The sequence below is a fragment of the Pedobacter paludis genome (genome assembly GCF_003173575.1).
Classification (GTDB): domain Bacteria; phylum Bacteroidota; class Bacteroidia; order Sphingobacteriales; family Sphingobacteriaceae; genus Pedobacter; species Pedobacter paludis.
Genome location: NZ_QGNY01000003.1, coordinates 257,343 through 281,450, shown reverse-complemented (window position 1 = coordinate 281,450; position 24,108 = coordinate 257,343). Strand labels below are relative to the sequence as shown.

The window sequence follows — 24,108 nt, the reverse complement described above, 5'->3', positions numbered from 1 at the left end:
AAATGATGTTACTCGAAAATAAAACGGTAGCCATTATTGGAGGCGGTCCGGTTGGATTGACGATGGCAAGATTACTGCAACAAAAAGGCGTAAGTGTAAACGTTTACGAAAGAGATAAAAACGCAGAGGCAAGAATTTCTGGTGGTACGCTCGATCTGCATAAAGGTTCAGGGCAGGATGCATTAGAAAAGGCTGGTTTACTGGAAACTTATTATGCAATGGCAAAACCAATGGGAAGGACTATAGCTGATGAGCAGGGCAATGTTTTGTTGTCTAAAAAATCGGCTCCAGAAAGTCAGTTTGATAACCCGGAAATAAATAGAAATGATTTAAAGCGATTGTTGCTCGAAAGTCTGGCCAGCGAAACCGTAGTTTGGGATCGGAAATTTACAGGTCTTGAGGAAAGGGATGGGAAGTGGCTTTTACACTTTGAAAATAATGAAAGTGCAACGGCAGATTTTGTAATCGGCGCCAATGGTGGAATGTCAGCGGTTAGAAAATACGTTACCGATGCGCAAGTAGAATACACCGGAACAATTATGGTTCAGGGAGATGTAGCCCAGCCAGAGATAAATTGTAAAGATTTTTATCAACGTTGTGATGATAACATTTTAATGGTTGCAAGCAATGGCAATTTGTTGGTGGCAAACCCCAAGAATGGCGATTTATTAAGTTACAATGTGATTTTTAAAAAGCCAGAAGAATGGGAAAGTGTAAACGAATTAAATAAAATAAATACAGCAGGAATTGCATCTTTTCTTAAAGAAAAATTATCGAGCTGGGGCGAATGTTACCAAAAATTGTTCGGCGCTACTTCATCATTTGTAATTTGGACAACCAGAAAAATTCCTTTGGATAAACCCTGGAATAATGATCGCACTTTACCAATTACGCTTATCGGAGATGCTGCGCACATTATGCCTCCTTTTGCTGGGCAGGGCGTAAATATCGGACTAAAAGATGCATTGATTTTATCTGAGAATCTTACTAATGGAGCTTTCGAAACCATTGATGCTGCAATAAAAGACTATGAACAAAAAATGTTTGTTTATGCAAGAGAAGCAGAGTATGAAACCAATAAAAACGAAATAGAGATGCTTAATCCAAATTTTTCATTTTTGAAATTTAATAGTTAGGTTGTCTCTAGCCTAATTATTAAAGTTATAGCAACCCCGTACCTTCTGCAACTCTACAAGCCTCCATTGCATTGGTTACGTTTAGCTTTTGAAAAATGTTTTGTCTGTGCCGATTAACGGTATTGATGCTAAGGCCGAGTTTATCAGCAATTTCTTTACTTCTTCGCCCATGCTTAATTAACTGCAAAATTTCTTTTTCACGTAATGATAGAATCTGGCTAAACTCATGGTGATTATAATCCATGATTTTGCCAGATTGCGTATTAATTATAATGCCCTGAGGAATCTCAAATTCGGGATGTTCGTAAATTAAATTGTATAGACAAAGGGCGAGCCAGATACTGCCATCCTCTGAACTGCCAATGTATAGTAAACGATGTTTAACGAATATATATTTGCCCTCCAGATTACGAATTCTAAGCTTGGTAATCAATTCGTAATTAGCACGATTAGCTAAATCGATAGAATTTAAAAGCTGGAAAAACTGAAATTCCAATCTGTACTTTTTCTGTAAATCTTCTGGGTGTACTCGGCTTAATAATTCGTCTTCCCATATGGAATTAATTTCCGTTTCTTTCTTTTGAAGGCCAAGTAAATCTGCAATTGAACCATAAGAAATATAGCTTTTTCTTGCTTTCAAATCGCTCAAAACGCTAATGCAATTTTCAAGCTTGGCGTACATTTGGGCGATTTGTTTGCCATTGTTCAGTTTTATGGTCGAATTCTGGGTTGCATCAAACGGCTGTGAGAATAATTTAATATCAAGCAGGTCTCGCATATCTTAAAGGGAATGGTTATTTATTACCATTGAATTTAGTTTAAACAGTAAATAACTTTGCGAACTTAATCATTTGGATGGTGATTTTGCCATCTAGTAAATGCTGAATGGTATAGTGGCATTACAGAATATTTAACAATAAAATCAACACAGAATAAACATGAAAAAAATCATTTTGGCCTTAATCATCATGCTTAGTATGAATAAACTGAAAGCACAAAGTCTGGAAAAACTGCAATGGTTTAACGAGCCTGAGCAATGGGAAATCAAAAACAACAGTTTGATTATGCAGGTAACACCGAACAGCGATTATTGGCGTATTTCGCATTACGGATTTACTGTAGACGATGCTCCTTTTTATTATAGCACTTATGGCGGTGAGTTCGAAGCAAAAGTAAAACTAACAGGTGCCTACAAAGCTCGTTTCGATCAAATGGGATTAATGATCCGTACCGATTATAAAAATTACATAAAAACCGGTGTTGAGTTTGTTGATGGAAAGTTTAATGTAAGTACCGTAGTTACTCATGATAAAAGTGATTGGAGCGTTCTCACTTTAGAGAAAGTACCACCATTTATTTGGATTAAGGTTGTTCGTAGGCTCGATGCGGTAGAAATTTTTTATTCGCTTGATGATAAGAATTATATTATGACCAGAAATGCCCCATTACAAGACAATGCTCCGGTAATGATCGGACTTATGGCTGCCAGTCCAGATGGTAATGGTTTCGAAGCCAGGTTTGAGAATTTCAAAGTTAAACATTTACCCGATCAGCGTAGGTTAGAATGGCTTAAAACACATAATTGATCAACTTAAAATTTAGGAATTGCCTTGACATGTTTAAATGATTCAATTTTGAACATAAAATCAAAATAGGCTGTATTATAAATGTGAATTGTCATTCTGAGCTTGTCGAAGGATTAATAAAAAATGTATTTAAAGCATTTCGACAGGCTCAATGTGACAAATCTAAAGAAAGATTAATTTATGATACAGCTCTTTTATCCATTAACTTCAGAAATCATTTGCCTATTACCTTGGCATTTTAAATGAGGGTGGAATTGAAGCATCATCTGCCGCCCAAAGTTTGTTTGGGCGTTTACCCATTACCAATTCTAACTTTCCGCCTTTCATTAAATCCTCGTGAGAAAACCACGATTTATTCCAAGCCTGTCCGTTCAGTTTTGCCGATTGGATGTACTTGTTCTCTGGTGCATAATTTAAACAGACCAGCTCGAATTTTTTGCCGTTTCCAAGATCCAGCTTTACATTTGCAAAAGTTGGGCTTCCGATAACATACATTGGCAAACCGGGCGTCATTGGATAAAAGCCCATTTCAGAAAAAACGACAAAAGAGGTTAAACCACCACCATCTTCATCTCCAGGAATACCCATCAAATCGTTACGAAACCATTGCGTAAGTAAGCTTCGAACGCGTTTCTGAGTGCGCCAGGGCTGGCCTGCATAATTGTATAAATATGGAATATGCATGGCTGGCTCGTTACCCATAGAAAACTGGCCTACGTTACCCGTATGATCTGGCAGTTGCGAGTAGAAATCATATCTGCTTTTTCCTAATGATGTATTGTACATTCTTTCCAATTCATCAACAAAAGCCTGTTTGCCACCAATCATATTTACCAAATCGCCCACGTTGTGTAAAACATCCCATCGGTAGAGCCAGCCATTGTTTTCATCGTACGTTTCTCTAGCGCCTAAACCCCCTGAAAAACGGTAATCCAATGGTTGAATAAACTTGCCATCAGCATCTTTTGGGTGGAAGAATTTGGTATCTGGATTAAAAACGGTGCGATAACTCAGGCTCTTATCTAAAAAGTATTTTGCCTCATCCGTTTTGCCCAATTGCTGAGCAATATTGCCTAAACACCATTCATCGTAAACGGTACCCAAAGTCACAGCAATGGGCTGGCGCTTTTCGAAACCGTGCACTTCTGGCGCAGTCTCTTTTTCGCCTGCAGGCAACGCAGGAAAATAGCCCTTATCTCTAAAAAACTGATCTAAAACACCCGCCTTTTTTGATGACCATGGCGCCAAAGTTTTCTCCGTGATTCCTGCTTTACAATATTGATAAGCTTCTTCTAGATTAAATGTTCTTAAACCTTTGTTGTAGGCATCAATAATGGTTGCAACGCCATGATTACTGTTCATCCGGCGACTATCGCCCGTAACCTCAGGAAAAGTCGGCATCCAATGATCGTCCATTTGCTGTGCCATTCGCAAATAAGAATTAATCATATTGCTTTCCATCTTTGGTTCGATAATTACCCGAAGCGGATGTGTTGCCCGATAAGTATCCCAAATCCAATCATCTGTAAAAAATGGTACACCATTATCATTATGTATTTTCCCATCGAAGGCACTGAAATATTTTCCATCCTCAGATAAACTGATCATGCGCTCGTATGTGCGATAAAGGGAAGTGTAAAATATGGTTTTGGCGGTTTCATCCGTTCCCTCAACCATAATTTTGCCTAGTGTCGCATTCCAGATGTTTTTTCCGGTTTGAGCTACTTCATTCAGATTGTAATTCTTTATTTCTCTTCGCAGATTATTTTTCGCCTGCTCTACACTGATGAAGGAAATCCCATAGTGCGCTTTAATCTGCTTGGTTTTGGAAGGATATTTTAGAATAAGATAAGCATTTCGACCAGATGTTGTTTGATCATTAGAAATTTTATCGCCTTTTTGTGTGCCTGCCTCAGTTGGTGTTAAATCCGTTTCTAAATAAAGATAAACCTTGGTGTTGTTATCCAGTTTCTGAAAACCGCTAATTGTATTTTGATTTGCCTTTAATTCGCCATCTCTGGTATTTAAAATTAGGTAAGGCGGAAGTTCTGTTTGAGAAAAATTGATCGCATAAATTCCCGATTGATGAGATGGTGCAAATTGAACGTTAATGCCACAATCATCCAAATCTACTTCGTAATAATAAGGCTTAATTACCTCGTTATCGTAACCATAATTCAGTGTACTTTTAACGTTTTTTAAATCGCCCTGAAACGGACTTAAATTAAAGGCAGAGCTTCCTCTATGGCTGGTTATAACAATGGGCAAACCGTTAATGGTGTTACTGGTAAAATTATCACGCTCCGGATAAACCCGCAACAAACTATTCGGCAAATGAACGGTAGGATAGGTTGGAACGAGTAAGTGGCTAATATTACCAATATATGGATTAACGTAATCAACAGGCTGTTTTTTGGTTTGTGCTGTTGCAAAATTAGCACAAATGGTTAGCGAAAGAAAGGAGCCTAATAAAAAGCAAATGTATTTTTTCATGTTTATAGTTTCCATAGGATTTAGCAAACTTAACATTTTTTAAAAAAGATATTTAACCATCTGTAAGTTCTAAATGTATTATTCGTGATGTAGATTTTTGAATTTGCAGTTCAACTGCTAAAACGATTTATGCAATTTGCAGAAAAAAGTCTAACTTATGTAAACCGGAACACCAGAACAAAAAGGAAATTTCTTGTAATTCTTTCTAAGCAAGGAGCGGTAATTTTAAATCGATTAAAATGAGTCCGCTTTTTTACGGCATTAAATTTTATCGAGTTTAAAATATCCTAAATGAATTTCATCTTCAGGCAAATTTGCCGATGGATAGATTTCGATGTTGTATTTTTTTTTGCTAACCGAGTTTAAAATATCTTCTATTTTGTATATGTCATCGACATCGATTCCGTATTTTTCATCGATGTGAGAATTTGCGCCTTTAATGGAATTTGTTTTGAAGAAAACCGTTTTCTTGGCATTTTGAATGGCCTGCGCACGATCATCCTGAACAGATAAAACGGTATAATGTTGTTCTTCTAGTTTGTTGCTTTGATAACCGCCGAGGTTAATGAAATACAGTTTCTTGGTTGAATTAATTGAATGGCCTCCTTTCGGAACCACACTAATTTTAAAGCCATCAACCGCATTTACTTCTCTCCATCCATCAATATGAATGCTTGTTCCAGCTTCTGGCCAAAAGGCTTTAATCTGTGGAACCAATTCTTTTAAATTGTGGGCAATTCCAAAAAAGAAATCATGTTGTTCTATATTTCTGTTGGGTGCTTTAGATCCCAATAAAAGCATAAAGAGTTTTGGCTTTGTGGATGTCTGCTGGTCATCACTCATCATTATTTTTTTTGAATTTAAGACTTTAATAACAAACGGCTTTAGGCTTCAGATTGTTTAAAAAAATCTAATTGAGCTTTAGAAGCAACCAAACTCTTAATCACATTTTCTGATGCGGCCTCGCAAAAATCCAAACCCGAATAATCAGGATTAAAGCCACCAATGTACGGCACAGCCATAATGTAGATGCGGTTATTAATGGCTCCATAATGGTCTATAATTTGGAAATTATCGTTAATGGTAATCCCTGGAACGTTTAAATAATAATTTCCGTTGCCATCGGTTTCTACCTTTTCATTTCCTGATTCCATTTCCCGCTTACCAACTTTTTCATCTTTAAATTTGATCTGGGCAGGGCTAACGGTTTTCTTGCTCAACAAGCTTTTATATGGTAATTCCTGATAATTTAAATGAGGCTGACCAACACAATCTACATATGTTTTAAAATGCGGATTTTGCTTTTGATTTAATTCATCGGTATAAAAATATATGGCACCGCCATCAGCATGTGGTTCGGTGTAGCTGTCATCGCCAACAGGAATAATTTCGAGTACACCGGCATCATTTAAGGCCAGCATTTCCTCAACAGATCCCTGCGGAACAAAGGCAATTACAATAGAAATCAAGGGCATTAGAACTTTCTGAAGCCTTTGCATATCTTCTGCCGAAAAGTGCTTGGCAGGATAATTCATGGCAAAACTTAATACGGCAAGCATCTCTTTCCAATAAACCGATTCTTTGCGTTTAATCGATTTTTCTGCCTCTGTATATTCTGCCTTGAATAATAGGAAAGGATCTATTCTTTCTCTTAAATCCATCATCGAATCTACGAAAGTCTCGATGCTCATTTCTCTAATGTGCTCATAGAAACCAGGTTCTTTGTCTCTAATCATCTCTTTAAAATTTTGCTCAAATACAAAATCTAAAGAAAGAAATCCATCATTTTCGGCCTTGTTTTTTTCTACAACTTCGTGGCTCAGTACAGAGTCTTTTAAGAGATGTGAGTCTGCCAAATGAAAACGGATTGCCGGTAACAAACCACTTCTAGAGTGCATAACCATCTTAAAGTTGGGACTGTCTTCGTTTAGCTTGTACACAAGTTTATCTTCATTTTTCCAATGGAAGTTTCCATTTTGCCTTGCCATTGTACGAATCGCGTCGATTGCGGTAAGTGAAGACCCTTTAATGGCAACTGGATGGTTAATTTTAAAGGCGAGTTTTGCTGGAGGATAAGGAGAATCAAAATATCCCTTAAAAACATTTTCATGCTTTAAAGGCCATCGGTGTCCGGTACAAATAATAATGTTGTCGTACTCCAACACGGCTTCGCCAGAAATTTCTACGGCAACTTTATTCCTTTCGGGATAATCAATGATGTCGGTAACGGGGCTGTTTAAGCAAACATTGGTTTCGATTCCCATTTCCTTTGCCTGTTTAAAAAGAAGATCGAACTGGGCGGAAAGATATTGACCGAAGAGCAAGCGGGGAAGCACTTTGTAATCGTTAAATTTTTCAGCATTAACATGAAAGCGATCTAAGGTTTCCTGCGGAACCGTTTTTATCCAATCGGAAATAGAGGTAACCAGTTCTGGAATTTCATTGCCCGATACATTGGTAATGTGCTCATCGTTAGCGCCTTTTGTGCTATAAGGCATGCCGGCACCAAGCTGACTGCTTTTCTCTATGATATCAACCGAAAAATTTTTCAGATCAGAATCTATCAATCTTTTAAACATGAAAAGTCCACTTGGACCACCGCCCAAAATTGCAATCTGAATTTTTTCTGTTTTATCTGGCATAAATTTTTTGATTTTAAGCAAGGTTATTAACCTCGAAACCACCGTAGCTTACCATTTCTGCATTGTGATTAATGGTAAGTTTTAGCTTCATTTTTTCTATTAGGTTTTCTGCCAAAGTAATGCTTCTGTGGATGTCGTTAATTCCTCTTATCTCGATTCCCCTAGCCAAGGTTTTATATTTATTTGGCTCAAATTTTTCAATGAATCTTTGCAGATCAGCGCTAATTTTATTTTCCTTATTCATCATTATCTGTAATTGTTCTTCTTACAATCCTAAAAAAGATAAATTGTTTTAATATTTTTTTAAGGAAGATTTTTAGTACTTGTAATCAAACAAAAAACAATTCATTTGGATTTAAGGTTTTCCAATTATAAACTATAATATGGAGCAGTCAAAAAATTCGCTAGGCAAACTTTACATGGGAACCAGTGGATTGATTTTACCAGTGCCAAATAAGGCTTTTTATCCAGATGAGTTTAAAGAGCGAAGCCGATTGTGCTATTACAGTTCGTTAATGAATTCTATTGAGGTTAACAGCTCTTTTTATAAAACCCCAATGGGAAATACAGTAGCCAAATGGGTAAACGAAGTTAATGATGATTTTAAGTTTACGTTTAAACTGCTAAGGGATATTACACATAATAAAGGCCTAATTTTTGATCCGGTTTTACTGCAAAAATTTATGCATAGTATTTCTTTTGCAAAAGAAAAACAGGGAATATTACTCATTCAGTTTCCGCCAAGTTTAAAAGTAGAATCGAGTTTGCAGGTAGAACGATTATTAACATTTGTTCGTGAATATGATCCTGTCGGCTGGAAGGTTGCTGTAGAATTTAGACATCCTTCGTGGTATAAAACCGAAACTTACGATCTTCTAAACGATCGAAACATAAGTTTGGTAATACATGATAAGGCACCTGCTCATACACCAATGATTGAACTGGATGCATCTTTTGTGTATTTAAGATTTCATGGCCCAAATGGAAATTATCGGGGCAGTTACGATGATGGTTTTTTGGCTGAATATGCCAGTTATATAAGCGATTGGCTAAATGATGGCAAAGAAGTGTATGTTTACTTTAACAATACAATGGGGGAGGCATATCAAAATCTATCCACCTTGAGAGATTTTGTGAGTGAATCGGTTTTTGATGCCGAGAGATAATACTGATTTCACCATATAAGGCATTTAAGAAACTATAAGCTTATATGTCCTCATATTTCTTATATGGTTAATATTAAGCTATCTGAAAAACTAATTTTCGCCATGTAGTAATGAAAGCCTCTCTGCCATATATTTCTTATCTGGTTATTGTTACCGCAAATGATTTAAGTGGTTTTCAATCTCCGCTGTAATTAAGTTTATGGTAGGCGTATCTAAATTAATCTGCACCGAATGTTCATTGTCTAGGTCTTTTTCGAAAACAGGCAATTCCTCTAAAATATCTTCAATTGGCAAAAGTTCCCAATCTAAATCTAAATTCCGAAGCGCACCGATGGTTTTACCTTTATTGATAATCTGGTAAATGTCTTCGATGGGAAGTATCGTTAATTCTAAATCAGCAGAATTGTGGTGGATAATTATTTTAAAAGCGTCCATAATTTGATGAACCGTTTTAGTGGGCGATTGTTTTAATTATTGATTAAAGAAAATTAATTCTTAAGATTAGGAATCAAATTTAAAAATGCCTGAAAATCGGCCTTATATTTTTTCTTATCCAGCTTAAAATAAAAGGCGCCTTTTTTCGAGCTGGATCTATCTTTTTCCTCAAGCTTAATCAGCAATCCTGTCGAGGTTATTTTTCTACTGAAGTTTCTGGTATCTATTTTCGTATCGTTTACTTCTTCAAAAAGATTTTGTAATTGTGGCAAGGTAAACTGTTTTGGCAGCATTTCGAATAAAATCGGGTGGAGCGAAGCTTTGTATCTTAATTTCTTTCGTGCATCGGCAACCATTTGGTCGTGATCAAAAATAAGCTTCGGGCGTTCGTTTATTAAAAACCATTCGGCCTCATAATCATCGTTAAGTTGATTTTCATATTTGTGAATGTCAATTAGTGCAAAATAACCAACAGATAAAGTACGTTCAATCGGATCGCGATTTGGCTCGCCATAAATCTGCATCTGCTCTAAATAAACACCTTCTAACCCGGTCATTTTTTTGAGCACCCTGTTTGCCGCATCATCAGGACTTTCATTTGAGCCAACAAAACCACCCATTAAGCTCCATTTATTAATTTCGGGCTCTAAGCCACGTTTAACCAATAGAATTTTTAAATGTGCCCCATCAAAACCAAAAACAATGCAATCTACCGCAACTAAATAATGTGGCTGACTAGAATATTCTATCATAATTAAAGTTTAACAGGCTTAAGATGTTCAAATTTAAACAAAAATAAAAATTATTATTAAATGTCATTTTGACAATTAATAATAATTTTATAATTTGGCGCCACGATAAATTTGTTCAACCTAATTTAAGGATACAGATCTAACCAAATTATAAGCAAACATGCAAGAAACTTTCGATCTTGATTCAAACCCACATACACGATTAAATATTTTAACTGGCGAATGGATTTTGGTATCGCCACACCGTACAAAACGACCTTGGCAAGGTAAGTTAGAGGATGTTAGTCCAGATAATCGCCCAGCGTACGATGAAAAGTGTTACCTCTGCCCAGGTAATTCCAGAGCAGATGGAGATCACAATCCCGATTATAAGGCGAGTTTTGTTTTTAAAAACGACTTTGGTGCACTGTTGGAAGAAACACCTTTGGCCAGTATTAATGAGGATGATTTATTGGTTGCCAACAATCAAAAAGGAATTTGTAAGGTTATCAGTTTTACGCCAAAACACAATTTAACCCTGCCAGAAATGACTTTGCCAGAAATTACGGCAGTTGTAGAAGTTTGGCAAAAAGAATTTAGCAGTTTAGCAGAAAATGAATGGATTAAATACATTCAGATTTTTGAAAACAAAGGCGAAATTATGGGTTGCAGTAATCCACATCCTCACGGACAAATTTGGGCGCAAAGCGATATTCCTTTAGAAATTGCAAAAGAAAGCGATCGCCAAAAGGCATATTATGCAGTTCATAAAGAAAGTTTACTCTCTGCCTATTTAAAATTAGAACTGAAAAAACAGGAAAGAATTATTTTCGAAAATGATCATTTTGTTGTTCTGGTACCTTTTTGGGCTGTATGGCCTTATGAAACCATGATTGTTAGTAAAAGACATGTTACCAGCATAAAGTATTTTAATGCCGCAGAGAAAGTATCTTTGGCAGAAGCAATTCAAAAACTAACCATTAAATACGACAATCTTTTCGAAACCTCATTTCCATATTCTGCTGGGATGCACCAAGCGCCTGTAAATAATGGAGACAATCCAGAATGGCATTGGCACATGCATTTTTATCCGCCATTGTTGCGTTCGGCTACGGTAAAGAAATTTATGGTGGGTTACGAAATGCTTGCAAACCCACAGCGTGATATTACACCAGAATTTGCCGCAAAAAAACTGAGGGAGTTGCCTGTTGTGCATTATAAAGCTGAACAAAAAATAAAAATATAAAAGCCAAATCCGGTAAAAAATGGATATTGAACGTTTAAAAGTAGTATTTAAGAGTATTTATTATACCGATCCGCTGGTGGTTAGATCGCCCGGTAGGATTAATATAATTGGTGAACATACCGATTACAATGGAGGCTTTGTAATGCCTGCCGCTATTGATAAGGCCATTTATCTTGGTGTATCCAAGCGTGAAGACAATGAAGTCCACTTGTACGCAGAAGACTTTAAACAAACGCATACCGCCAATCTTGCCACTCTGGAACCATCTAAAAAAGGATGGCCAAATTATATTTTAGGTGTAGCAGATCAACTTCAAAAGAGGGGTTATAAAATCGGCGGTTTCAATTTATATATTGACGGCGATGTGCCTCCTGGAGCAGGTTTATCATCTTCTGCTGCGGTAGAATGTGCAACTGCCTTTGCGCTAGATCAGCTCTTTTCTTTATCCATTTCGAAGTTGGATATTGCATTGATTGCTCAAAAGGCCGAGCATACCTTTGCTGGTGTAAATTGTGGCATTATGGATCAGTTTGCCTCAGCCTTTGGCAAAAAGGATCAAGCCATTGTATTGGACTGCCGATCGATGGATTATCGTTATGTGCCACTTCAGCTAAAGGGATATAAACTGGTTTTGCTCAATACCAATGTAAAACATTCTCTTTCAGAAAGTGCTTATAATAAACGCCGCGAAGCTTGCGAGCAGGGCGTTGCTTGGGTTAAAGAAGGCCATCCACATGTAGAAACACTTAGAGACGTAGATTTGGCAATGCTGGATGAATATGTTAAGCCAAAAGATGAGGATGTTTATACGAAATGCAAATTTATAGTTGGCGAAATTGCTCGCTTAATTAAGGCTGCAGATCATTTGGAGCAATGTAATTTAAAGGAGCTTGGTGCATTAATGTTCGAAACGCACAAGGGTTTAAGCAAAGATTACGAAGTGAGCTGTAAGGAGCTTGATTTCTTGGTCAATTCGGTAAAAGGCTTAGATTATGTGCTTGGATCGAGAATGATGGGCGGTGGATTTGGCGGCTGTACTTTGAACATTGTTAAAGACGAAAATATTGATGAACTGATTGAAAAAATCAGTGCTGAATACCTTAAAGAATTTGGGATTAAACTAGATGCCTACACTGTAGAAACAGCTGATGGCACAAGCATAATAATTTAACAAGATGTCTAAAATATTAGTTACCGGAGGTACGGGTTATATCGGTTCGCATACGGTTGTAGAACTCCACAATGCGGGTTACGAAGTGGTTATCGTTGATAATCTCTCCAACTCGAACATCAAAATCCTGACCCAGCTCCACGCGATTACCGGAAAATGGTTCGATTTTCAGGAAATCGATCTTCAGGATGCCGGCGCTGTTCAGGAATTTGCGGAGCAGCATACGGACATCACCGGGATTATCCATTTTGCGGCCTATAAGGCTGTTGGAGAATCGGTTGCCCAGCCCCTGAAATATTACAGGAACAACTTTTACAGCCTGATCAATCTGCTTACCTCTTTCAACAGAAAGATCGATCTTGTGTTTTCATCGTCCTGCACGGTTTACGGCCAGCCAGACAGTTTGCCCGTTACCGAATCGGCACCTGTAAAGAAAGCCGAGTCGCCTTACGGAAATACCAAGCAGATTGCAGAGGAAATCCTTGAGGAAACCGCTGCGGTAACACCCGATCTTAACGTAATCGCACTGCGATACTTCAATCCGGTCGGCGCACACGAAACCGCACTGATTGGTGAGCTTCCGAACGGAGTTCCGGCCAATCTGGTTCCCTTTATTACCCAGTCGGCCATTGGCAAACGCGGACCGATAACGGTTTACGGAAACGATTACGATACGGTTGACGGTTCTGCGGTACGCGATTACATCCACGTAGTAGACCTAGCCAAGGCACATGTTGCCGCGGTTAAGCGCATGGAAGAAAAGAAGGCGGAAAGCAATTATGAGGTTTTCAACATCGGTACCGGAAAGGGATCATCGGTTCTTGAAATTATCTCTGCCTTTGAAGGTACGACCGGAGAAAAACTGGATTATAAGATTGGGTCTAGGAGAAGCGGAGACGTGGAAAAGGTTTACGGCGATGTTCAGAAATCGAACGATGTGCTGGGCTGGAAAGCTGCCCTTGGCATTGATGAGATGATGAGATCGGCATGGGAATGGGAAAAGTACATCAAAGTGAATCCCTTTGAATAAAATATCAACAGCAAATAAATGTAAAAAATCCCTCATTTCATTATTGAAAATGAGGGATTTTTATTTACAGGTTATACATTCCACCATCTATAATCAACTCAGATCCTAAGATAAACGAAGAATCATCAGAAGCGAAAAATGAAATTGTTTTGGCTATTTCCTCGGCTTCGCCAAATCGTCCAACAGGAATTTGTTTAGTTAAACTTTCGCCCATACTTTGAAGATCTTCTTCTGATAAACCTAATTTTTCGCTGCTGTGCAAAGGCGTACCAACGGGCCCCGGACTAACCGCATTTACCCTAATTTTTCTTGAGGTTAATTCTGCAGATAAGTTTTTAGCCAAAGTTAAAAGGGCAGATTTACTTGCTGCGTAAACTGTTGCGCCTGCCATTCCAATGTGCGCATTTATAGAAGTGTTTAATATAATCGAGCCTCCATTATTAATTAATGGCAATAGTTGTTGAATACTAAAATATGCCCCCTTGAAATTAATATTCATAATTTCATCAAACATTTCCTCACTCATATTTTCTAAAGAGTTGAATTTGCCAACACCAGCATTAATCACCACAATATCTAAAGTTTGAGTTATGGTTTTAACCTGTTCTGCCAGTTTGGTAATTTCTTCCATATGCGCACTGTCAGACACGATTCCGAAAGCATTTTCGCCCAATTCGGCAGCTGCTTCTCGAACGGATTTTTCGTTTCTGCCCGTAATAATTACTTTGGCGCCCTGTGCTAAAAACTCTTTTGCAGTTGCGAAACCTATACCGCTATTTCCACCGGTAATAATTGCGGTTTTTCCTTCTAATTTTTTCATGTTTTTAATATTTAATTTTATGCCTTTTTTAAATGATCCAAAATTTATCGAGCCCATTTTATTCAGGCAAACTCGTGATCAATTCATTATCTTTATGTTTTGATAGATCAAAGAGACAGCTAATCTAATTCCCAATCAAGTATGTACTTTTTAGTGCGGTACAAACTTTTTGGTAGGAAATGGGGCGGAATTGTTTGAGAACATATGCCAATTTTTTATATGACAAAGAAAAGACAAGAATACTATACATGCTCAATGGAAGCCGCTTTAAACGTGATCGGTGGAAAATGGAAATTAACTATCTTAAACCGCTTGTTGTCTGGCCCAAAAAGATATGGCGAACTGCATAAGAGTATTCCGGGAATTGCAGAAAAAATGCTTACCCAGCAACTTCGTGAGCTTGAAGAAGATCAAATTGTAGAGCGTAAGGTTTATCCTGTGGTACCGCCTAAAGTGGAGTACTCCTTTACCGAATCGGGTTATAAACTTAAAGATGTTTTTAAATCATTAGAAATATGGGGCAATAATTTTCAGCACCGTATTCATCCGCTTTCCCTTAATGAGGCGGATGATAAAAACTGTTATACTTTTCAAAGCGAAATTCCAAAATCAACTGCAATCTAAATTTATAGTTGTCATATTCTCGGTTCAAAGTTTGATATTTGCAATTCCTTAAAAATCCCATCAACCTTAATGAAGCCATATTTGCAACTTTTCGATTTCTCCCAAAAAATAAATTATAAAACCGAAATTCTTGCTGGCTTAACCGTAGCCATGACGATGATTCCTGAATCATTATCTTTTGCCATTCTGGGTGGGTTTCCACCCCTTGTTGGCTTATATGCCGCTTTCATTATGGGCCTGGTTACGGCTGTTCTTGGCGGCAGACCGGGTTTAATTTCTGGCGGGGCCGGTGCTACGGTAATTGTGATTATTGCCTTAATGAAATCGCATGGCATCGAATATGTGTTTGCAACAGTAGCTCTAGCAGGAATCATACAGATCATAGTTGGTTTGTTTAAGCTTGGAAAATTTATCCGATTGGTACCGCAACCCGTAATGTTCGGTTTCGTAAACGGTTTGGCTGTAATTATTTTTATGTCGCAGTTAGAACAGTTTAAAACTGTAATTAACGGGAAAACAGAATGGATTAGTGGTACGCCTTTATGGATTATGCTTGGATTGGTTGCACTAACCATAGCCATTGTAATATTATTGCCAAAAATAACTAAAGCAATTCCTGCATCACTTGTTGCAATAATTGTTGTTTTCGGATTGGTTTTTGGTTTAGGAATTCATACCAAACTTGTTAAGGATATTGCATCAGTTAGTGGTGGTTTTCCGCCGTTTCACATTCCCGATGTACCATTCAATTTGGAAATGCTTAAAATTATTTTTCCTTACGGATTAATAATGGCGGGCGTAGGATTAACGGAAGGATTACTTACACTAAACTTGGTTGATGAAATTACAGAAACAAAAGGTAATGCAAATAGAGAAAGTATAGCCCAGGGAACTGCGAATATTTTAAATGGTTTCTTTTTTGGAATGGGCGGTTGCCCAATGATTGCTCAAACATTGGTTAATTTATCTGCAGGCGCAAGAGCAAGATTATCTGGTATGATTGCCGCATTAACCATTCTCTTAATCATTTTAATTGGAGCGCCAGTAATTGAGAGGGTGCCAATGGCGGCCTTGGTTGGCGTAATGATGATGGTAGCCATCGGAACATTTGAATGGATGAGCTTTAAGGTGATTAATAAAATGCCCCGACAGGATATTTTTGTTGGAATTTTAGTTGCCGTAATTACCATTTGGCTCCACAACTTGGCGCTTGCGGTACTTATTGGGGTTATAATCTCAGCATTGGTTTTTGCATGGGAAAGTGCAAAAAGAATTAGAGCAGAGAAATATATTGATGCTAAAGGAGTAAAACACTACGATATTTTTGGTCCATTATTCTTTGGTTCTGTTACGGCATTTAATGAAAAGTTTGATGTATCAACAGACCCACAATATGTAATTGTCGATTTTAAAGAAAGTCGGGTTTTCGATATGTCTGGAATTGATGCTTTAAATAAACTTACTGAGCGTTATCGATCATTGGATAAGAAATTACATCTTATGCATTTAAGTGAAGACTGTAGGCGATTATTAAAAAATGCAGATGATGTTATTGATGTAAATATTATCGAAGATCCATCTTATCGCATTTCTCCAGAGAAATAATTATATACTTTGACACAACCTTATTTCTCATTATTCAAAATATACCTTCATGTGGCTAAATCTAGATGCACTAATTATTAGTTGCAAGGATGATTTTTGAAATAGGCTTTTTTTTGAGCAGTTAATTTGGCTCGAGAAAGTGTTTTTCGTAGCAATGATTTTAAGTTTCATCAATTTACTTCGACAATGTTTTGAATCGTAAACAAAAACCTTAATAATATTCCTAATTAGGTTAAACGTTTTACTAACTATTGCTTTGCTTAACAACAAAGTGTTGATTTTATTATGTTCAAACAGAAAAAATACATAAAAATTAAGATTTTTACTGCCAGCTAATTTCATCAATGTCAGCAAATAAATATAAAGTTTATAATTAAAAATTAATTTTTATATCATTTTAATAAAATATACACAGATATAATATTTTTTTAACAAAAATGACTTTTTATTGTTAAAACGATTTAGTATATATATATTTGATTTAACCAAATACAAATTTATGAGAATCTATAACTACTATTGCCGAAGTACCATTCTTTTTAGTCTACCAGATACTTTGCTGTTTCCAAAAAAATAAATTTTTCTTAAATCATTTTTTTACCATTTAAAGATCCATTAACTATGCGATACTTAGGGGTGTGCCTTGTACTTTTTGCTGCGCTAACGTTAAACGTTTTATCGAGCTACGCAATAGGTAATAAGCCTAACACAGGCCGAACATTTAATTACTCTCTTTTCCAAGACACGACAAAAAACAAAAAATTGCCGGAGCAGGATTCATTGAGGATAGATAGTTTAGCGCAAATCAAATCTAAAACTCTTTACAACAAGCTTGCTGGCGGAGTTAAAAAGGAAACGAAAGACTTATCTCTCTTTCCTGCAATTTCATTGCAACAAAATTTAAAAGGAAATTATGCCGGCCTATATGTTCAAGAGCCTTCAGGAGAGCCTGGATCTATTCAGAACATGTTTATTAGAGGCGCTCCTATGCCATTATTATCGAAAAAGGATTTATATGATGCGCAGCCTTTAGTTGTGCTTGATGGAATTCCTTTAGTACGTGAGCATCCTTTTGCTTTTGATACGCAACAATTCGATTTTAACAGAATCGGCCCTGCAACTAACTTGTTGGCAGGCATTGATTTGAATAATATAGCTTCAATAGAAGTGCTTAAAGATTTAGCTTCTACTTCTATATATGGCCCAAGAGGTGTTAACGGTGTTATAGTTTTAACATCTAAAACCGCTGCTGGGAAATATCGCTCTATATCTTTCAACTCTTACATAGGGATGGTTCAGAAACCTTTTGTAAACACCATTAACGGTAAGTACGAAAACGAGTTTAGACAACGGTTTTATGATCTTTATACTACTAACGGTAGATATTCTGATGATGAGGAGTATCCTGTATATTTAAGTGATTCATTAAATAATGTATACAGTGGTAAATCTGACTGGACCGATTTATACTATAAAAACGCTTTAATCTATGGCGTTAATTTCTCGCTAGCGGGTGGTACGGATAGAGCTAACTTCAGATTTGCATTAGGCAATACAAAAAGCGAAGGCGTTGCAGATCAAACTGGTCTTGATCGTTATAGCGCAACATTTAACATTAACATGAGGCCAACCAAGTGGTTGTTGTTCTCTACTATGATTAATGCGAACCGATTAAACCGCGATAGAAATAAATCACTTCGCGATCGTTTTGCGCAAATAAATTATTTCCCTGATTTAAGTGCGCCACTTCCTCCAAATAAAGATTACTATGCTTCTTATCTTCAAGAATATCAAAAAGGTTTTGATGATAACAAAACCAATACCATTCAAGGATATGCAAAACTAGAAGGAACATTTGGCAAATTTAAAGTGGTATCATCTTTCAATGCAGATTACAGTGAAGGCTATAGAGATATTTTCTATGCTAGAACATTGTTGCAGGGGAACAGTTATGCATCTAACTACTATGGTTTCAGCCAAAGATTAATGATGGATAATAAAGTTACTTACGACTTAAACCTGAATAAAATTCACGATTTCCACTTTGAGGTAGGTCAATCGATGCAATGGGATATCTATAAATATAACAACGCTTATGCTTACAAAGGTGTAAACGATTATATTAAAATTAATTTACTTCAATCAGATCCTAATCTTCCAAACTATTTAACACCATTGGCTTTCCCAAGAGAATTGAGTTATCGTTTCGTAGATAAAACAGAAGACAACTTATTGTCTTTCTATGGAAAAGCTGATTACTCATTCAGTGATAAATATTTTGTATCGGCCATATTACGCTTGGATGGTTCTTCAAACGCACAACCAACAAGCCGCTGGTTTTACTCGCCAACTCTTTCTGCAGCTTGGAATGTAAAAAATGAATTCTTGAAAGATAGCAGATTGGTTGATGATTTAGTATTACGTGCAAGTGTTGGTAGAATGGGACGCCCATTTAGCTATGATAATTATGCACAAGGGCCACAATACACAGCCTCAGTAGGATATACAGGTAACTTAACTGTTCCAGGTTATAATGCATTTGGTGTACTAACGCGTACATATCAGTTTGGTTGGGTTGGTTACGGTGTGCCTTGGTCTTATTCTGATCAGATTAATATTGGTGCGGATGCATCTATGTTAAAAAACCGTCTGCATGTTTCGGTTGATTTATACAGCAAAACTGAAAAAAATCAGTTGATTGGAATTCCGGCTTTTGCAGAATATGGCTATAAGCAATCTATCGAAAGTGGAATGTCTGTTAACAACATGGGTATCGATTTAACCATTAGCGGTCAAGTAATTGCGAAAAGTAAATTCTCATGGAACTCTGCTTTGAACTTTAACCATAACTCAAACGAATTAAAAGCATTGCCTAGAGGCTTGGATCAACTGGTTGTAGGTAACCGATTCTTAAAAGTAGGTCAGCCTGTAGATCAGTATTGGTTATTGGTTAACAATGGAATTTACGCATCAGATGCTGAAGTGCCAGTAGTAAATGGACAAAAATTAAAATACAAAGGTATTCCTTTGAAAGCTGGTGATCCTCGTTGGCAAGATCAAAATGGCGATAACACAATTGATGATAATGATAAAGTGTTAAAAGGACATTCTTTACCAACTGTAGCTGGCGGTTTCGACAACAATTTTAAATATGGTAACTGGAGCCTTGGTACAAGCCTTTATTTTAATTTGGGTAGAAAGCTAATTAACCAGGAAATGGCTAACCGTTTCGATTTTGTAAACCGCGAAGGTAATACGGACATCACTTCGGTAAAAGAAATTACTTTCTGGGAAAAACGTGGAGACTATACTAAATATCCATTGTACAATCCTTGGAGTACAGTAATCCCATATCGTGCAGATCAAGATCTATTCTTGGAAAATGCTTCTTTCTTAAAATTAAGACAAGTGTCTTTAGGTTACGAACTGGGCAACTTGCTTAAGAAGAAAAATATCAAAATCAGCAAATTCTTTGTATACGGTTCGGTGAGCAATATTTTCACCATCACACCTTATACTGGTCAAGATCCTGAATTGGTAAGCTATGATGGAATTGATACAGGTTATGGTCAGCCGATTCCAAGAACTTATACTGTTGGTGTTAAAATGGAGCTATAAGATGAAAATAAGAACTAACAATACATCAAGCAAGATGAAAAATATATTATACATACTTCTGATTTCTTTGGTAGCCTTTTCTAGCTGTAATAAAGCTTTGGAAACAGATTCTACCAGGGTAGTGGGTGAAAAAAATGCTTGGAATACGGTGGAGGATGCTCGATCTGGAATTTTGGGTGTTTATGCTTTAACCCGTGCAGCTTTATCAGATAATAACGGCCACTGGATTTATGGAGATGTGAGGACTGCAGAATTTTTAAGTCCAAAACGCCAAGATTTAAAAGCTGTTATTGGAAACAATTTAAATGCTTCTTACCCTGTACTGGAATCATTATCGGATTGGACGAGGTTTTATGCGATTGTAAACGGAGCAAATGTTTTTTTAGAAAACATTCAGCATGTAAAAGATACCGATAAGCGTTACACGGCCAATAACATGACTGTTGATATAGCTCAGGCAAGATTTTTAAGAGCCTTTGCGTATTTCTACATGGTTAGAATTTGGGGAGATGTTCCATTTATTACATCATCAGATGAAGGTAACTTTACAAATAAACCTCGTGAAAGTCAGGCTAGAATTTTAGCATGGGCTGAACAAGAAATGTTAAAGGCCGCGGCAGATCTTCCTTTTATTTATAGTGCTGGCGATGTACAGCAACCTAGTGATTACTACAACGAAAACTCGACCAGATGGGGTGGTGCTTTAGCTACTAAGAATACGGCTTATGCCATCTTAGCCCACTTAGCTGCCTGGAATGGTGATTACACAAACGTATCTAAATATGCAAAGTTTGTAGAAGATAATTATAGCAAAAGTGGTGGAGGCTTTACTTCAAGTACCGATCTGTCAAATTCAAACGGCTTTTTCTACAATAAAAATACCAGACAAATGTTTGGCTTCAATTCGGATTATGGTCACGTAGATGGTTCTTCAACTGGTCACATTGAAGAACTAACTTTAGCTGAACCAGTTACAACCAAATCAGTGCCGGATATTTATTTGCCAAAAGATTCGATCTTAAAGTATTTTAATGTTGCAAAAGATCAAAGATTTGCAGTAGATACCTTAGGTCAAGCCAGATATGATGGAAGATATTTCTCGAACCTAAACGGTAAATATCCAATTTTCAGTAAAATAAAAGTGATTCAAGGTGGTGGTACCGATCCAAACTTCAGATATTTCACCAGTGCGTTGATCTTTACTCGATTAGAAGATATTGTATTGTTACGTGCTGAGGCATTGTCAGTATTGGGCGATCAAAATGGTGCCTTAAATGAACTGATCTCTGTAGTTAGTAGAAGATATGACGATGGTTGGTCTATCGATACTACCGACATGATCAAAACCATCTTTGAAGAGCGCCACCGCGAATTGTTGGGCGAAGGATCAAGATGGTATGATTTAATCCGCTACAACAAGATCAAGCAAAACGACGCCAAATTCATGAACCTTATTAATTCAGGTGGTATTTATTGGCCGGTATCGAGAAAACTAATTTCTCAGAACAGTTTATTAACTCAAAATGCTTACTGGCGCTAACGATAAAAGGATATGAAAAATTCAATAAAATACATGAGCGCATTAACATTTTTAGTGGTGCTCACTTTAATAAACTCAGCCTGTAAAAAAAATGGAGGTTTTTACGAAGCCCCAGAAGAAAATGTAACATTTGCTGGCAATACTTACGAGTATCTGAAAAGCAAACCTGGTGTTTTCGATTCGCTGATTGTAGCTATTGATAGAATGGGTTTGAAAAAAACGTTAACCGATAGCAATGTTACTTTGTTTGCGGTTACCAATCCAAGCTTTCAGCTGGCTCTAAGAAATTTAAATACCTTAAGAAAGCAATCTGATAAGGATCCACTTTTCTTAGCCAATATTGATGCTGTTCAGTTAGATACCATGACTTCTTACTACATTATTAGAGGAAAGAAAACTACTGATTCTTTAAAACTTCAAGACGGTTTAAACCTAACCAGTGTACACATTGGATACCCAATGCATGCCAGCATTACCAAAAGTTCGGCATCTGGTCAGGTAGCTGCAGGTCCGGAGATTATCAATTTTGATAATACTAAAAAAAGCAAGTTTGTTCGTAACTGGGCAACGAGCACAACCTCTTCAAACAACATTAAAACCAAGAATGGTGTAGTTCATGTAATCAGTGCAGATCACGTTTTTGGATTTAATGAATTTGTTACCCGATTAACTTTTGTTCCACCACCACCAAACTTGTATTTAGAAATTGGCGGTATATTTTCATCTAACCGCGAAAATGGCGGAGGTTTAACCAGTGGAGAAAATTCTAGAAAAGTAATCGATGGAGATGATCACACTAAATTCCTTGCCGATTTACAAGGTGAGTTATGGATGAGATTTGAACTTAAAACGCCTGCTGTTTCATCAGTTTATACACTAACATCAGCAAATGATGCGAACGAAAGAGATCCAAAAGCCTGGACTTACGAAGGCTCGATGGACGGTACAAATTGGGTAGAATTGGATAGAAGATCTAACTTCTTCTTTGAGGAAAGATATCAACAAAAAGTATTTAGATGTACAAACACTGTAGCCTATAAATTTTATCGCATAGATATTACAGAATTGAGAAACAGTGGTACTTTCCAATTGGCAGAGTTTACAATAAACAAAACGAAATAAATGATACGATTTAGAAACATTAAAACAAATACTCGGATGAAACCTATCATAAATAAATATTTCGTTGTCGTTTTACTTGCTGCTTTAGCTTTAAGCGGTTGCAAAAAGATTTTCGACTTGCCAAGCGAAAAAGATTATTTAAGCAACAATGTAAATTTTAGCAATAAAATATTAGAACCAATAATCGGTAGAACCAATCTTATTGGTGGCTTTAATAGCGATAACTCTACTAATCCAATCACGTTTGAAATTGTAAACGCAAGATTTGGAGATGGAAAGCCGGTAACCGATCTTTTCACTACGGCTCCTACATATGTTTGGACTGCGCCATACACGGGTTTGGAAAAAAGTCTTGCTGAAATTGAAGCGAAGAGAAAAATAGAAACGCACCAGATTTTTGAAATGCGTTCTTCCGGAGAATTCATTTTATGGCCATCGGCTACTAATCAAATATTAAAACCCAGACCAACAGATAGTACAAACTTATCTCAAGACACTCGTTTTTTTGATGTAAAAGTTAAAAATACTGGTGGTGAAAGATTGATTAGAGATTTTCAGATTAGGCCGTACAGAGAAAGACCTTACGAACCATCGAATGATTTTAATGCATTTACTGGGTTGCCAGCGCCTGATCCGAAGTTTCCTTTAGATAAAAAACTTAGAGATTACATCCGCCCTTATTTGAACAACGTTATTGGTGCTACTTCTAACTTAAACCTAGTAAGCAATAACGATAAGAAAGATGCAATTGTGTACATCCGTCCACTAACATCTGGTGGTAACGGTCATACTTTACGTATTGTAGTATTGGGAAAAGATTCGTTACCAATTGATCCTAAAAAGTTTAACGAAACGGTTTGGGCTAAAATGATCCACGGTTTCAACATGCAAATGACAGATAAATATGTTCAATACGATGTGGCCTATCCAATTCCATTGGTAGAAATACCAACATCGTATGCAACTGGTGGTTCAAGAGCGAAAGTAGAGTTAAGTTACTCAAGATTAGGTTTTGGTGGCGGCCGTACGGTAGCCAATTTCGGAATCGACTTCGCAATTTACAAAGCTGGAGACTGGGAAATAGTATTTTATTTCAAAACAGAGAATCCAAAATTTGCTAACGAATAGTTGATCAATAAAGCT

At 36.9% G+C, this 24,108-nt stretch carries 20 protein-coding genes; 12 read left to right on the top strand and 8 right to left on the bottom strand.

Annotated elements, in window-relative coordinates; all coding sequences use genetic code 11:
* The first annotated feature begins 2 nt into the window (after positions 1–2).
* Positions 3–1,136 carry an FAD-dependent oxidoreductase gene (locus DF947_RS09295; RefSeq protein WP_109929428.1) on the top strand — a complete coding sequence of 378 codons (1,134 nt, stop codon included), beginning with the start codon at positions 3–5 and terminating at the stop codon, positions 1,134–1,136.
* A 25-nt stretch (positions 1,137–1,161) separates the two neighbouring features.
* On the opposite strand, the gene DF947_RS09290 is transcribed toward DF947_RS09295, so the two are convergent.
* On the bottom strand, positions 1,162–1,914 hold the full coding sequence (locus DF947_RS09290) for a response regulator transcription factor (RefSeq protein ID WP_109929427.1): 753 nt from the start codon (positions 1,912–1,914) through the stop codon (positions 1,162–1,164).
* Positions 1,915–2,074: 160 nt separating this feature from the next.
* Here DF947_RS09290 and DF947_RS09285 point away from each other — a divergent pair, with 160 nt between their 5' ends.
* Positions 2,075–2,722 (top strand): DUF1349 domain-containing protein, encoded by a 648-nt coding sequence (locus DF947_RS09285; RefSeq protein ID WP_109929426.1) that lies wholly within the window; start codon positions 2,075–2,077, stop codon positions 2,720–2,722.
* A gap of 225 nt (positions 2,723–2,947) precedes the next feature.
* Here the strand turns inward: DF947_RS09285 and DF947_RS09280 are convergent, their stop codons facing one another.
* The 4 genes from DF947_RS09280 to DF947_RS09265 all read right to left on the bottom strand — a co-directional run bounded on the left by DF947_RS09280 (position 2,948) and on the right by DF947_RS09265 (position 8,104).
* Complete coding sequence (locus tag DF947_RS09280; protein WP_109929425.1) at positions 2,948–5,215, bottom strand: GH92 family glycosyl hydrolase; 2,268 nt, start codon at positions 5,213–5,215, stop codon at positions 2,948–2,950.
* A gap of 261 nt (positions 5,216–5,476) precedes the next feature.
* Positions 5,477–6,061, bottom strand: a complete 585-nt coding sequence (locus tag DF947_RS09275) for a DUF1543 domain-containing protein (RefSeq protein ID WP_240615355.1) — start codon at positions 6,059–6,061, stop codon at positions 5,477–5,479.
* 38 nt (positions 6,062–6,099) lie between these two features.
* A complete protein-coding gene (locus DF947_RS09270) occupies positions 6,100–7,857 on the bottom strand; it encodes an FAD/NAD(P)-binding protein (protein WP_109929423.1) in 1,758 nt (585 codons plus the stop codon).
* A gap of 13 nt (positions 7,858–7,870) precedes the next feature.
* Entirely contained in the window at positions 7,871–8,104 is a 234-nt protein-coding gene (locus DF947_RS09265; protein ID WP_109929422.1) for a hypothetical protein, read from the bottom strand.
* A gap of 136 nt (positions 8,105–8,240) precedes the next feature.
* On the opposite strand from DF947_RS09265, the gene DF947_RS09260 reads away from it, so the two are divergent.
* Positions 8,241–9,023: a DUF72 domain-containing protein gene (locus tag DF947_RS09260; RefSeq protein WP_109929421.1), complete on the top strand. Its 783-nt coding sequence runs from the start codon at positions 8,241–8,243 to the stop codon at positions 9,021–9,023.
* Between the two features lie 150 nt (positions 9,024–9,173).
* On the opposite strand, the gene DF947_RS09255 is transcribed toward DF947_RS09260, so the two are convergent.
* Together DF947_RS09255 and DF947_RS09250 are read right to left on the bottom strand one after the other, a co-directional pair.
* Positions 9,174–9,458: a hypothetical protein gene (locus DF947_RS09255; RefSeq protein WP_109929420.1), complete on the bottom strand. Its 285-nt coding sequence runs from the start codon at positions 9,456–9,458 to the stop codon at positions 9,174–9,176.
* A gap of 53 nt (positions 9,459–9,511) precedes the next feature.
* On the bottom strand, positions 9,512–10,210 hold the full coding sequence (locus DF947_RS09250; RefSeq protein WP_109929419.1) for an NUDIX hydrolase: 699 nt from the start codon (positions 10,208–10,210) through the stop codon (positions 9,512–9,514).
* Between the two features lie 160 nt (positions 10,211–10,370).
* On the opposite strand from DF947_RS09250, the gene DF947_RS09245 reads away from it, so the two are divergent.
* The 3 genes from DF947_RS09245 to galE are packed head-to-tail and all read left to right on the top strand — an operon-like array spanning position 10,371 to position 13,636.
* Entirely contained in the window at positions 10,371–11,435 is a 1,065-nt protein-coding gene (locus DF947_RS09245; RefSeq protein WP_109929418.1) for a UDP-glucose--hexose-1-phosphate uridylyltransferase, read from the top strand.
* Positions 11,436–11,454: 19 nt separating this feature from the next.
* Positions 11,455–12,606, top strand: coding sequence for a galactokinase (locus DF947_RS09240; RefSeq protein WP_109929417.1), 1,152 nt, complete (start codon positions 11,455–11,457; stop codon positions 12,604–12,606).
* A 4-nt stretch (positions 12,607–12,610) separates the two neighbouring features.
* Entirely contained in the window at positions 12,611–13,636 is a 1,026-nt protein-coding gene (galE, locus tag DF947_RS09235; RefSeq protein ID WP_109929416.1) for a UDP-glucose 4-epimerase GalE, read from the top strand.
* A gap of 64 nt (positions 13,637–13,700) precedes the next feature.
* Here galE and DF947_RS09230 read toward each other — a convergent pair whose 3' ends face one another.
* Positions 13,701–14,456 (bottom strand): SDR family oxidoreductase, encoded by a 756-nt coding sequence (locus DF947_RS09230; protein WP_109929770.1) that lies wholly within the window; start codon positions 14,454–14,456, stop codon positions 13,701–13,703.
* Between the two features lie 219 nt (positions 14,457–14,675).
* Between DF947_RS09230 and DF947_RS09225 the strand changes: the two genes are divergently transcribed.
* The 6 genes from DF947_RS09225 to DF947_RS09195 all read left to right on the top strand — a co-directional run bounded on the left by DF947_RS09225 (position 14,676) and on the right by DF947_RS09195 (position 24,093).
* Complete coding sequence (locus DF947_RS09225) at positions 14,676–15,080, top strand: winged helix-turn-helix transcriptional regulator (protein ID WP_109929769.1); 405 nt, start codon at positions 14,676–14,678, stop codon at positions 15,078–15,080.
* Positions 15,081–15,149: 69 nt separating this feature from the next.
* Positions 15,150–16,685: a SulP family inorganic anion transporter gene (locus DF947_RS09220; protein WP_109929415.1), complete on the top strand. Its 1,536-nt coding sequence runs from the start codon at positions 15,150–15,152 to the stop codon at positions 16,683–16,685.
* 621 nt (positions 16,686–17,306) lie between these two features.
* The gene (locus DF947_RS09210) at positions 17,307–20,303 is read left to right on the top strand and encodes a SusC/RagA family TonB-linked outer membrane protein (RefSeq protein ID WP_109929413.1); all 2,997 of its coding nucleotides are present in this window, start codon (positions 17,307–17,309) and stop codon (positions 20,301–20,303) included.
* A 34-nt stretch (positions 20,304–20,337) separates the two neighbouring features.
* A complete protein-coding gene (locus DF947_RS09205) occupies positions 20,338–21,843 on the top strand; it encodes a RagB/SusD family nutrient uptake outer membrane protein (protein ID WP_240615354.1) in 1,506 nt (501 codons plus the stop codon).
* Between the two features lie 12 nt (positions 21,844–21,855).
* Complete coding sequence (locus tag DF947_RS09200) at positions 21,856–22,965, top strand: discoidin domain-containing protein (protein WP_109929411.1); 1,110 nt, start codon at positions 21,856–21,858, stop codon at positions 22,963–22,965.
* A gap of 36 nt (positions 22,966–23,001) precedes the next feature.
* Positions 23,002–24,093 (top strand): DUF5007 domain-containing protein, encoded by a 1,092-nt coding sequence (locus tag DF947_RS09195; protein ID WP_109929768.1) that lies wholly within the window; start codon positions 23,002–23,004, stop codon positions 24,091–24,093.
* The last annotated feature ends 15 nt before the right edge of the window (positions 24,094–24,108 follow it).